A 13,341-nucleotide genomic window follows, 5' to 3' on the forward strand; every position below is an offset into this window, starting at 1 on the left:
AGCACAGCTCATACTTTTGAAGGGAAATGTGTTCAAAATGTAAGGGTATCATCTTGAACATCTTTAAGATAACACATATTTTTGTTCATGTAAAACAAAAAGTTAGGTTAACCTAAAAATATTTTTGTAAATGCTGGTGAATATCGGTTTGACGCTTTTTGTCCTAGTTGAAAAAATATACTTCAAAGTAAATAAGAGCCACTAAGTTAGATATAAGCATCATAAAAATACCATGATCTTATTTTAATAAAAAAGAAGTGAAATTGCTTATGAACTTTAATGAGTGTCTTCATCATTTCATATAAAATCTATTATGACACTGGTTTTGTGAAGCTTTTGTAAATATTATTAAGATTGTTTAAATTGCGAAAAACTAAACATCATTTTTGGTAGAATGGTTCTACTTGCATTTATAAGAAAGAGGAGTGTATCAAGTGGAACCACAATTTTTAAGTTTAGAAAAGCGGTTTCGCCCAGAAATTGAAGGGTTACGATTTATAGCAGCTTTACTTGTAGCCATTTATCATATTTGGTTAGGACGTGTATCTGGAGGTGTAGACGTCTTTTTTATTGTGTCCGGCTATCTTATTACAGCCTCTGTTATTTCTAAAATCAATAAAGATGGGTATTTATCATTAAAAAAATACTTTGGAGGTTTGCTTAAAAGGTTACTGCCTAACGTACTTGTAGTTTTAATAGTGGTAGGCGTGGCGACCTTTTTTATCGTTCCAGGATCGATTTATAGTAAAACCATTAAAGAACTTATTGCTTCTTTGTTTTATTATCAAAACTTACAACTCGCCTTTTCTAATACTGATTATTTAAATTCAGAACAAGCAAAAACGCCATTAGAACATTTTTGGGCAATGTCGATTCAAGGACAATTTTATATCGTATGGTTTTTGTTATTTACAATGATTGTACTCATTTGGAAAAAATTCCAAAAAATACATATTAAATCCGTTATTAACATTTTACTGATTCTCATATTTGTCAGTTCATTTATTTTCTCGATTATACAAACACATAATAATCAACCATTTGCTTATTTTAATCCGCTAGCACGTGTTTGGCAATTTGCGCTTGGTGGGTTAGTTTATCTGAATTTATTCCGTCTCAAAATTCCTAATATGATTTCAAATATATTAGGATGGTTAGGTTTAATAGGTCTTATTATGACTGGCATCATTTTTGATGTTTCTACGATGTTCCCAGGATATATTGCCTTATGGCCAATGACATGCGCAATATTCATCCTACTTTCAGGTAATCATCCTTCATCTTGGGGAGTTGAACGCTTACTTAGTCTACCTATACTTATGAAATTAGGCGGCATCTCTTTTGGTATTTATCTTTGGCATTGGGTGTTGTTGTCATTTTATAAATATACAATCGATCAACATATGTCTTTCATTATCGGATGTTTGATTATCTTTATGAGTATCGTTTTAAGTATGCTTTCAACATCTTTTATTGAAAAACCTTTACGTCAAACTAAAGGGAAAATATCGTTTATCCGAGTAGGGACTTTATTTGCTATTGCATTTTGTTTGATTAGTTTTAGCGTCGTGAATTACAAATGGATGGGTAACGCAAGTGTCAATAATCCACCTCCAAATCGTGAATTTCCTGGTGCAACAGCAGATGCACATTATAAAAATAAAGAGCACATATTACCGGATATTAGGAAAGTTACAGAAGACAAATCTGAAGCGTATAAAGATGGTGGAATGATTTATAAAGGGGCAGAGGTAAAGCCGTTAACTTATGGTCAAAAATCTAATTATAAGTACCATATTTTATTAGTGGGAGGTTCTCATTCAAGTCACTGGCTTGGAGCGCTTCAACAAATTGCTGAAAAAGAAAAAATAAAAATTACGCACCTAGGAAAAGCCAATGCACGTTTTACGTTGGGTAAACAAGATGCATTATCAGAAGCTTGGGTAAAGAATGCGAATCAATATATCGAAAAAAATAAAGAAGAATTTGATTTGGTTTTTACAACAGCAGATGTTGGGAATGCTAATGAACCGGAAGTGCCACAAGGCTTTATTGATGAATTTAAATATTTAAATCAACTGAATCTGCCTATTTTTGCAGTTCGGGACACCCCGAGATTGCAACAAAATGCCATTGAAACTTATGAACAAAATAAAAACTTTAGTGTGGATGTTTCTGCTCAACTTCCAGAAAAGAATTTTGATGAAATGGAAGCAACGGGAGCGAAAATTTATGATTATAATAACTATATAACGCCAAATAAAACATTTAGACCGATTAGAGGAAATGTAATCGTATATTTTGACTCCAATCATATGACAAATACATTTTCACGTACACTCGGTCCAGTTATTAAAGATGATTTATTGTATGAACTTAAACAGATTAAAGGCAATTAAGTGCCCACAGGAAACATAGCATTTTTGACGTGCATTTAAATTGAATACACTGGTAAGAAATATAAAGAGCAAACTTGTAGCTAGTGGCAAGTTTGCTCTTTATTGAATGTACAATGTTTTACATGTAAATTAAAAAGCCATTGTCATGTATAATAAAGAAAATAAAATTAAAGGGATGAGTCTCATGGAAACGATATATCTTGCTGGTGGATGTTTGTGGGGCGTTCAAGCTTATGTGAAGACGCTACCGGGTGTGATTAAAACAGAGGCTGGACGTGCAAATGGCCAAACATCTCGTTTAGATACACCGTATGATGGATATGTGGAATGTGTAAAAACCATTTTTGATCCACAGCATGTTTCGGTCGAAAGGTTAGTCGCTTACCTTTTTGAAGCGATTGATCCGTACGCAATTAATCATCAAGGTGAGGATAAGGGACCGAAATATCGTACCGGTGTTTACAGTGAAACGGAGGCGCATTTAAGCGCTGCGAGAGCTTACATAGAACAACGTGTTGATGCGGCACGTATTAAAGTAGAAGTTTGTCCATTAACGCAATATGTGCCAAGTGCACCAGAACATCAAGACCGTTTGGAACGTTTTCCGAATGATTATTGCCATATCCCTCAAACACTACTCAACCGATATCGACAAGGCCAATAATTGCTTTGACGGAGAGGGCGACAATGAGGACAAGTTATTGTCGACAATTCGCAACAATTTAAAGAAGCGGATTTTATTGAGAAAGTAAAAAAGTAGTAAAAATGTTTTAGCTACGTTACCGCGCGCGTACTGGAAAAGTGAAAAAAACAAGCGATATTAAAGCAGTCGATCAAACGTTAGAGCAAGTGTACCGTAACGTCTCCCAACATTTGGCGAAAGCGCGCAATGACAATAATATTTTGGAGATTGGCATGATCATTACGTCATATTTCACCCGTGTTCATAATAAAGCATTGCGTAAACCTAAGGCACAACAAGCGAATGAACAAATGCGACGAATGAAGCTGTATGCGGTATATACGCAACGCGAAGTTTGAGATGAAATGGTGTTGAACAGTGAAATTACTGAACAGGATATTGCGATAAGATTGCGTGAAGAAATTAGTTACAACGAAATATTGGCAGATAAATAAAACCACCTAAGATTCGATTGAGAGACTTAGGTGGTTTTTTAAAGCCGAACGTGTGCATGTGGAGTGGCTAGTGTACATCATTTTAGGAATGTATATATAAGTGTGTTAGATGGATTTTTATTCGATATACATGCAAAGTGTGAAAGAAAAAGAGGAAAATTACAATTTTCTGTGTATTTAAAATAGTGCATTTGCCCAATAATTCATGTAAAATAGAAAATGGCAATTAAGCACTTTATTGAATATTTATACAAAAAACTAAGGAGTACGCCATAATTTGAATTATAAAGATACGCATTTAGAACTTAATATAAAATTGACGCACTATTATACATATTTGATGGCTAAGAAAAAAGTCCCCTTTGAATGGCATTTTATGACACTATTAATGAAAGGGGTTTCATATACAAAGGGGTTGAAGTTATGAATACATATAGTAAGAAAGATATCCTTCGAGGACGCTTGAAATTTGTGATAATGTCTATAATCGGTATTTTCTTATTTTTATTACCTATTAACGTGACAAATGATGAAGGGAAAGAAGAAACAACACTCCCTATCGCATGGCTTGCGAATGAAATGAAAGATTTGATTGGTAGTGCGATGCCGATACTGATTTTAACCATTATTACAGTGTCAGGTATTATAACTATTTTGTGTAGTACGATTTATAAAAAAAGACTAGACCCAGAACGCCAACTTGCGAAAACATTTAGTGTGGGACCAGTATGGGTAATTGTACGTATACTCGCCGTAGTTTTCGCATGGTTGATTTATTTTAGAGCAGGTTCTGAAATGATTTACTCTTCTGAAACTGGCGACCTTGTGTTTAGTAGCTTGTTACCAACACTTGTAACGATTTTCTTCTTTGCTGGCTTATTTTTACCGTTTTTAATGTCTTACGGCTTGTTAGAATTTTTTGGGCCGATATTCAGACCGGTAATGCGTCCGTTATTTAAATTGCCAGGACGTTCAACAGTAATTAACCTCGCGTCATTTTTAGGAGATGGAACGATTGGGGTTATGATTGCAAGTGAGCAGTATAATCAAGGTTATTACACACGTCGTGAAGCAACTACGATTGCGACGATGTTTAGCGTCGTATCGATTACATTTGTAATTGTTATCGCAGAGACGATTCATTTATCTCAGCATTTTTATTATTTTTATCTTACGGTGATTGTAGCGTGTTTAGCATGTGCCATCATTTTGCCACGCTTATGGCCGTTAAACCGTGTACCAGATACATTTAAAAATAATCAAAAGCATGAAACGTTAAACGAAGAAAATCGCGGGAATAAAAACCCGGTAAGTTATGGATTTGAACAAGCAACAGTTCAAGGTATTAAAGCGCCAGGAGTGAAGCAATTTTTCAAAGATGGTGGTAAAACTGTAGTTGATATGTGGTTGGCTGTGCTTCCTGTAGTTATGACTATCGGTACAATTGCGACAATTTTAGCGACATATACGCCTATTTTTAGATTTTTAGGTTTACCATTCTTACCTATTTTTGAATTGCTTCAAATTCCTGGAGCTAAAGAAGCTTCGGAAACTGTACTTATTGGTTTTGCGGATATGTTTTTACCGTCATTACTTATTGAAAGTGTACCAGATGATTTAACGCGTTTTGTTGTAGGTGCGCTGAGTGTAAGTCAGTTGATTTATTTATCAGAAGTTGGCGGTGTAATTTTAGGTTCTAAAATTCCGGTAAGCTTACCAAAACTTTTTGCGATCTTTCTAATGCGTACGCTTATTGCATTACCGATTATCGCTTTAATGGGTCATTTATTATTTACATTTTAATCCGAGGTGTGCACCCAATACACCTATACGTATAAGAAGTGAGGTAATGCTTCTCATTTAAAAAATAGCGGTGAAGTCATTCTACGACGATAGAGTGACTCGCCGCTTTTTTTTAGTTAAAGTAGCAAATGATTGTGTCTTATTAATGAAAAGGATAGAAATTTCTAATGTGATGCACCAAAATAAAAGTTAAAGAGTTAGATGTGCACTTTTGCGGATTCTTTTATGCAATAGTTTGCACATCTATAAAAGGTGGAAACCGCTTACAATAAAAGAGTGGGAGGCATGAATTTGTTAAGTAATCGACAACATCAAATTTTGAAGCGTATTCTCAACATTCCCGAATTTGTGACTATCAATCAATTAGCAAAAGCATTCAATCTCTCAGAAAGAACGATTCAATATGACATTGAATATTTAGAGGCTATGGCCAAAACAATTGGATATCACATGGTGAGGCGTAAAGGTGAAGGGATCAAAGCGCTTTGTGATGACGTGAAAAGCATTGAAAATAAAATAGGCAACCTTCATTTTTCACAGTGTCATTTGACGAAAGAGGAACGGCAAACGCTATTAAAATTATTGTTGCTAGAACAAGATGTGCCGCTAAGCACCCAAGCTTTAGCAAATCATTTAAGTGTGAGTCGGCGTACGCTTGCGAGTGACATTAAAGCAATGACACATTGGTTTACTTCACATCATTTGGAACTGGCGTATGTCAATAACAAAGGTTTTGAAGTGAAAGGTAATGAAGCAGATTATCGTAAAACTTATGCGCAACTGTTGCACGAGTATTATGAAAATATGAATGGAATGCTTACTAAATACTTTGATGCTACCGCTGATTTAAAAACGATTCGTACGATAATCATTCAAGTGCTTAAACAAGAAAAGTACCCACTAGTTCAAACAGCGATTGAAGGGCTCGTATTACATATATTAATAGCGGTGAAGCGGATTAAACAAAACTATCCTTTATTAAGCGCTACGAACAGCCAAATTGAACAAAAGCATGAAAAACACTATCGTATTGCAACGTACATAAAACAAGAAATCGAAACACATTTTCACATCACTTTTCCTGTTTCAGAATTGGACTTGATAGCGCTGCATTTAATGGCATCCAAAAGCGCTATATTAAGTCCAGAGTGTGAACGAGAAGCAGCACTTAAGCGTACGATTCATACATTTGTAAACTGTATCAGTTCAGAAATGGGTATCGAATTTTTTACAGATCAACAGTTAATACAAGGACTAATGATTCATTTGTCACCAGCAATTTATCGTTTTCAACACCAACTCCATCAAGTCAATCCGCTGTATGACAATATTGTGGAAGAATACGGCGAGTTAATGCGTACGATTGAAAGGTATGTGACGCTATTTGAAGCGGATTACGAAGTTCAATTTAATGCGCACGAAATGAGTTATCTTGCGCTACATTTTGCTTCAAGTTTTGAAAGATTACGTAGTCGCAAAAATCAACGTTTGAAAGTAATTTTATTGTGTGGTTCAGGAGTAGGCACTTCTCAATTATTAAATGCCAAATTATCCAATGTATATCCAGAATTTGACATTATGGAAGCTTATTCAATTTATGAAATGAGTGAGGAAGCGTTAATCAATATGCAAGTAGATCTTGTGATTTCCACAGTGCCTACCTCATTTCAAATGATTCGAAGTGTCAATATTTCTCCTTTATTAACACAAAATGACATTTCAAAATTGAATCGTATTATTAATGCACAACGTGAGTCGAAAGTGAATCCTTCAACATCCCAATCTATGGCACTTAATGAGCTCCTAACCGATTCTCGTATTTTTGAAACGACGCGTGTGATATCGTTTGAAGAAGCGGTAGCTCAAACAGTCGCGCCTTTAGAACAAGAGGGGATTGTCACTGACGCATACAAAAATGAAATTATCGACAAATTAAATGACTTAGGACCTTATATGGTCATTGGGCCACATATTGCTTTGATTCACGGAAGTACAACTTACGTGAATGGCGTGGGAATGAGTTTAGGTTACTTTAAAAATGGTGTAACGTTTCATCATCGCAAATTCGATCCGGTGAAAGTGATTGTATGTCTCGCCACTGAAAATACAACAGTACATTTAAAAGCATTAAAGCAATTAAGTGAACGGCTATTTAATGAAGATTTGCGAAACAAATTGCTTAATGGACATATTTCAGAATTTAAAAATAATATCAACGCTATGGAGGAAGAGGTATCGTGGCTATAGAGTGGCTGACAAAAGACAAAATCATTGTGAAAGATTACGTGGACACTTGGGAAGAGGCGATTCAAATTGCGGCGCAACCCCTTGTATCACAAAAGTACATTGAAACAACTTATATAGATGCGATGATACAAAGTGTCCAAAATTTAGGGCCTTATATCGTTATTGCGCCTCAGGTGGCCATTGCGCATGCGAGGCCTAGCGACAATGTACATCAAGTAGGTCTAAGTTTATTAAAACTTAAGCAACCGATTAATTTTGCAAAAGAGAGTCATTACGCCTCACTAATTTTTGTACTTAGTGCGGTTGATAGTACGTCGCACTTAAACGTGTTACAAAATTTAGCACAAGTTTTAGGTGAGTCACACAATATAGAAGCTTTAGTACATGCTACGAATGTAGATGAAATCATTCAAATTATAAAAGGAGTAGATTAATATGAAAATTTTAGTTGTATGCGGACATGGATTAGGAAGCAGTTTTATGGTGGATATGAATGTGCAAGAAGTGTTGCAAAAGTTAAATGTTCAACAAGACATTGAAGTAGACCATAGTGACATTATGACGGCCAGTCCAGAAATGGCAGATATATTTATTTGTGGGAGAGACTTAGAAGAAAATGCGTCACGCTTAGGTGATGTATTAATTTTAGACAATATTTTAGATAAACAAGAGTTAGAAGAGAAACTCACTACAAAATTAAGTGAACGACATCAAATTTAATTTTAAAGGGGTGGCACCATGAAAAGTATACTTCATTTTATCGTTGATATTTTAAGTCAACCTGCAATATTGGTCGCTTTAATCGCATTGATTGGCTTGTTAGTTCAAAAGAAGCCAGCCGCAGTAGTGACGACAGGTACGATTAAAACGATTTTAGGTTTCTTAATTCTTAGTGCTGGTGCAGGGGTAGTAGTTCGATCGTTAGAACCTTTCGGAAAAATATTCCAACATGCCTTTGGCGTCCAAGGTGTTGTACCAAACAATGAAGCTATTATTTCTATCGCTTTAGAGCAATACGGCACAACAGCTGCGCTAATTATGGTATTCGGCATGTTAGTAAACATTTTAATCGCACGATTCACCAACTTAAAATATATTTTCTTAACAGGTCACCATACCTTTTATATGGCGGCATTTTTAGCGATTATTCTTACAGTTGGAAAAGTAAATAGCATGTTGACGATTGTACTTGGATCGCTTATTTTAGGATTGCTCATGTCTATCTTTCCAGCATTGGCACAACCGACCATGCGCAAAATTACAGGTAATGATCAAGTGGCGCTCGGTCATTTCGGTACGGTCAGTTATTGGGCAGCTGGAGAAATTGGCAAATGCTTTAAAGGAAAATCAAAATCGACAGAAGAGATTAAGTTCCCGAAAGGGCTTAGCTTCCTCCGTGAAAGTACGATTAGTATTTCTATTACGATGGTCGCATTGTATTTAGTTGCGTGTTTATTTGCTGGAATCGGTTATGTACATAAAGAAATTAGTCATGAACAGAATTTCATAGTATTTTCGCTTATTCAAGGCGTTACATTTGCGGCAGGCGTTTTTATTATTCTAACGGGCGTGCGTTTGATTTTAGCTGAAATTGTTCCAGCATTTAAAGGGATATCAGAAAAATTAGTCCCAAATTCTAAACCGGCGTTAGATTGTCCAATTGTTTTCCCTTATGCGCAAAATGCGGTATTAATCGGCTTTTTCGTTAGCTTTATTACAGGTGTCGGTGGGATGTTGCTGATGTTTTTACTCGCTGGCGTCGTCATCTTACCAGGAGTAGTCCCTCATTTTTTCCTCGGCGCAGCTTCCGGGGTGTTCGGCAACGCTCGTGGTGGCATTAAAGGTGCTATTTTTGGCGCGATGATGAACGGGATACTCATTACATTTTTGCCATTGCTATTTTTACCGTTTTTAGGAAGTTTAGGTTTAGCATCAACGACATTTTCTGATACCGATTTCTTAGTTGTCGGCATCGTCTTTGGAAATATCGTAAAAACATTAGGTACTTTTGGTGTGATTACTGCGCTCATAGCGATAGCAGTCCTCGCGATAGCATTACAAAAACGTTCCAATAAAACAGCATAAAGTAGATTAAGTCAGAATCGAAGCGTGACGGTTCTGTCGACAATTTAATTTGGCTCTGTGAGACTCTGTAATAGTTTCCCAGAGCTTTCATAGTTTTGGAGGGAACCTTGCTGTATGGAAAAGGTTAAATGTGAAAATAAGAGGAGAACGGGGTAATGGATGAGTAGAATGTGTGATGTGGAAGCCGAACCCAATTTTATAGCGTAATTTGACGAAACAAAAACAGATATATCGTTATTATCCCAAAGATTACTTTATAATAGACGTAAAATCTCTAAAGAGTGGTGAATAGGTCATGAAGAAAATAATGATTGTGAACACGAGCCATTCCCAATTTGATGGGGCAGAGCAACCAACAGGCTTATGGTTAAGTGAATTAGTTCATTTTTATGATGTATTTCACGGAAATGAACAATATCAAGTCGATTTATATAATATTAAAGGTGGAAATACGCCTTTAGATCCCGTTAGTTTAAAACCTATCATTATAGACAAGCTGACGAAAAGTTATTATGAAAACGAATTGTTTATGGATCAACTCAAATTGACACCAAGTATCGATACAGCAGATCCTTCGACATATGATGTAATTTATTTTACTGGTGGACATGGTGTGATGTATGATTTCCCAGGAAATGAAGCGATACAACAAGCCGTTAATACGATTTATGATAATGGAGGCATTATTGCTTCTGTATGCCATGGCGCATCAGCTTTATTAGACGTCAAACGCCCCAATCATCGCTTTTTAATTGATGGCAAACAATTAACAGGATTTTCAAATGTAGAAGAAGTACTAGCACAACGCCAAAAAGTGGTTCCTTATCAATTAGAATCCGAATTAAAAGTGAAAGGGGCAAACTATGTTAAGTCTAAAATCCCTATGAAAGGTTTCGTAGTAGTAGATGGGCAACTTATTTCAGGACAGAATCCAGCTTCTGCACGAAAAGTAGCTGAAGCGGTAAAAGACAAGTTATCTAGAGGAAAAGAAATTTAAGGCCACTTACGTAAAATTGTTTTGTATGGGGGTGGGACGATGAAATCAACTAGATTTCTGTCCCACATCTAAAGAGAAGGCAACTGTAAAAGAGCACAGTAGCTGTCTGAATTGAAAATTCGCTTAAATAGCTCTTTTCAATCCTAGTCAGCCTTGTGGGGGTGGGACGACGAAATCAAATAGATTTCTGTCCCACTCCCTTTTAAATTTTTGAACATATAAAAAGGGTTCTTAATAGCATTTTTATACGATTTTGTGGGAAAATAAAGTAAATATTTTAAACGATATGTTTAATATAAACGATATACATACGAAAGGCAGGTATAGATATGAATAGCATCCACTATCATTGGATAACATTTGTATTATTTATTACGGGGCTTTTAGTCATGTTTAGTTTATACAGCACGATTACGACAGGTACCACGATTGCACAAGATTTTTCGGTGCCTGTATCGGATGCACCTTTGCCAAGCATGGCTTTTTCATTCGCTTTTGCGATAGGGTGTTTAATATATGGGATACTTTCGGATAAATTTGGTCGTAAGCGTATTATGTTATACGGTTTAATTGCGCATACACTTTTCACACTTATGTCTGTTTTTTCGACGACATTTATGATGTTTGTCATTTTGCGAGCCTGCCAAGGTCTTGCTGCTGCAGCTTATGCGCCGATTATTATTGCTTATATTTCCGATTTGTTCCCTGAAAAGAAACGAATTACAGCAACAAGTTTTATGACGATGGGCTTTTTATTTGCCGGCATATTTGGCCAAGTCATTAGTGAAATGATAGCCAGTGCCTATGGTTGGCGTATGATTTTCTTATTTTTAGGGAATTGTTACGGTATTTTAGCGGTTGTGAACATCTGGCTTTTACCACAAGCGCCGTTTCAAGAGACAGCAGTCCAGTTTAGAGATTTTGGACGTAATGTCAAAGCGGTTTTTCGCAATCCAACACTTATACTTTGTTACATTATTGCGTTTTTCTTACTAATGACATTTATTAACGTTTACGTCATTGTCGGAGAGAGTGTCATGCTGAAAGATGGGCATGGTATTCAAACCATTGTTGCAGTGAGCAAGTTTTTCGGTGTTTTAGGCATTTTAATTTCTGTCACTGCAGGACGACTTTCGGAACATTATTCGGTGTCAAAAGTGCTCGTCGGTGCACTATCAATTACAGTACTTTCCATTGTTTTAATGGCATTTAATACAAGTGTTTTAGGTTACATTCTTCTAAGTGTCATGTTTGGAATGGGTATTGGCTTTTCGTTGCCAACATTGATTTCAAAAGTGGTACTGTCCATCCGTGAAAATAAAGGTTTCTATATTACATTGAACACGTTTGTCATCTTTTTTGGTACTGCGGTCGCTCCCATCACGTTAGGATTTGCGCAACGGTCATCGGCATGGGCGACACAATTTTTAATGCTTGCCGCTATGATGGGCATCGGCTTAGTGGCATCACTTATTATATTAATTAGAGACAGACGAAAAAAGATAGAAGTGACATAAGAGCAACAATATTTATGACGAGCGGGACAGAAATTAAATAGATTTCTGTCCCGCCTACTTTAAAGGATTCCAGTTTCCACATGAGATGATATTTTCATAGGGTAAGATGCTTTTTTAAAAATTGGATGAGTTTAGCGTAATTCATTTTAGATTCATAGAGTGACATATTAAATTGATATTCATGATATAACGCGCTATCGTGGAATGTGGCTTCCACTGGAACATTATTGCGTCTCATAGTTTCTACAAAATGGCGTGCTTGATCTTCGAAAGAACGATGTTTTGCATCAGTAATATAACTCGGAGGGAAATGTGCATCCATATTAAGTGTGAGGCTTGCTTCCATCGTTTTAGGACTGACGCGCCAATTTTTATCATCAAAATAAGCCCATGCCAATCGGCTAAAAAGCATATTTGCCATGACATCATCCGTTTTGTCCATACGCTGGGTATTTAATAATGCAGAATAAAATATAGCGGCTTTAATAGTGTCTGGGGCGACAGTTTGGGTAAATGTTGTTGTCTGACGGTATGCTTCATTTACTTGAATATTAATAAACTGGCCTATAATCTGACCCCCTGCAGAATCTCCACCAAAAGCAACACGTGTCATATCTGCTTTATAGGCTTTGGCATTTGCTTGAACCGATTGGTAAGCCTTTTCCAAGCTATAAATGGGTTCGGGATAGCGCGCATCAGGAACAAGCGCATAATTAATATTAATGACCGTGTAGCCTTGAGAAGTAATCAACTGCATATAAGGCGTGAAATCTGATTTATCTCCACCGATATAACCACCACCATGTACCCAAAATAACACTGGATAAGTGTTTTGGTTTCCTTTAGGCATAAAAATATCCATTTGACCTGTTTTTTCAGTTGAATCGTAGACTACATCATAAAGTGATAGCACTTGTTTATCGATTTGGTCATAACAAGCGTCATCACGCATAGTTTGTTTAATGTATGCTTTTTTAACAGGCTGATTAAATAAAAATTTTGATAGTAATACGCCAGGCAAAGGTGTCAATTGATTTAAAGTATATAGAGATACAGCCAAGGCCGTTGTTGCGCCAAGTCCAACTTTAACTAGAGGAGTGAAATGTTTCATCGTGATGCCTCCTTATATTGTAAAATGATTATGCAGAAATAATAA

General features: G+C 36.2%; 11 protein-coding genes. 10 read left to right on the top strand and 1 reads right to left on the bottom strand.

The window, feature by feature from the left end; genetic code table 11:
• The first annotated feature begins 434 nt into the window (after window positions 1–434).
• The 10 genes from LN051_RS00870 (at window position 435) to LN051_RS00915 (ending at window position 12,185) form a co-directional block, all read left to right on the top strand.
• Window positions 435–2,399 (top strand): acyltransferase family protein, encoded by a 1,965-nt coding sequence (locus tag LN051_RS00870; protein ID WP_229292753.1) that lies wholly within the window; start codon window positions 435–437, stop codon window positions 2,397–2,399.
• Window positions 2,400–2,583: 184 nt separating this feature from the next.
• Window positions 2,584–3,063, top strand: a complete 480-nt coding sequence (locus tag LN051_RS00875; protein WP_229293585.1) for a peptide-methionine (S)-S-oxide reductase — start codon at window positions 2,584–2,586, stop codon at window positions 3,061–3,063.
• 137 nt (window positions 3,064–3,200) lie between these two features.
• Window positions 3,201–3,440: a hypothetical protein gene (locus tag LN051_RS00880; protein WP_229292754.1), complete on the top strand. Its 240-nt coding sequence runs from the start codon at window positions 3,201–3,203 to the stop codon at window positions 3,438–3,440.
• A gap of 519 nt (window positions 3,441–3,959) precedes the next feature.
• Window positions 3,960–5,339, top strand: coding sequence for a YjiH family protein (locus tag LN051_RS00885; RefSeq protein WP_229292755.1), 1,380 nt, complete (start codon window positions 3,960–3,962; stop codon window positions 5,337–5,339).
• Between the two features lie 291 nt (window positions 5,340–5,630).
• Complete coding sequence (locus LN051_RS00890; protein ID WP_229292756.1) at window positions 5,631–7,586, top strand: BglG family transcription antiterminator; 1,956 nt, start codon at window positions 5,631–5,633, stop codon at window positions 7,584–7,586.
• On the top strand, window positions 7,577–8,020 hold the full coding sequence (locus LN051_RS00895; protein ID WP_229292757.1) for a PTS sugar transporter subunit IIA: 444 nt from the start codon (window positions 7,577–7,579) through the stop codon (window positions 8,018–8,020). Before LN051_RS00890 ends, LN051_RS00895 begins: the two co-directional genes overlap by 10 nt.
• Window position 8,021: 1 nt before the next feature.
• Entirely contained in the window at window positions 8,022–8,306 is a 285-nt protein-coding gene (locus tag LN051_RS00900; protein ID WP_229292758.1) for a PTS sugar transporter subunit IIB, read from the top strand.
• Window positions 8,307–8,324: 18 nt separating this feature from the next.
• On the top strand, window positions 8,325–9,671 hold the full coding sequence (locus LN051_RS00905) for a PTS ascorbate transporter subunit IIC (protein ID WP_229292759.1): 1,347 nt from the start codon (window positions 8,325–8,327) through the stop codon (window positions 9,669–9,671).
• Between the two features lie 295 nt (window positions 9,672–9,966).
• Window positions 9,967–10,668 carry a type 1 glutamine amidotransferase domain-containing protein gene (locus LN051_RS00910; RefSeq protein WP_229292760.1) on the top strand — a complete coding sequence of 234 codons (702 nt, stop codon included), beginning with the start codon at window positions 9,967–9,969 and terminating at the stop codon, window positions 10,666–10,668.
• Between the two features lie 329 nt (window positions 10,669–10,997).
• Window positions 10,998–12,185, top strand: coding sequence for an MFS transporter (locus LN051_RS00915; RefSeq protein WP_229292761.1), 1,188 nt, complete (start codon window positions 10,998–11,000; stop codon window positions 12,183–12,185).
• 94 nt (window positions 12,186–12,279) lie between these two features.
• Here the strand turns inward: LN051_RS00915 and LN051_RS00920 are convergent, their stop codons facing one another.
• Window positions 12,280–13,296: an alpha/beta hydrolase gene (locus LN051_RS00920; RefSeq protein ID WP_229292762.1), complete on the bottom strand. Its 1,017-nt coding sequence runs from the start codon at window positions 13,294–13,296 to the stop codon at window positions 12,280–12,282.
• Window positions 13,297–13,341 lie beyond the last annotated feature (45 nt).

Source organism: Staphylococcus ratti, from assembly GCF_020883535.1.
GTDB classification, from domain to species: domain Bacteria; phylum Bacillota; class Bacilli; order Staphylococcales; family Staphylococcaceae; genus Staphylococcus; species Staphylococcus ratti.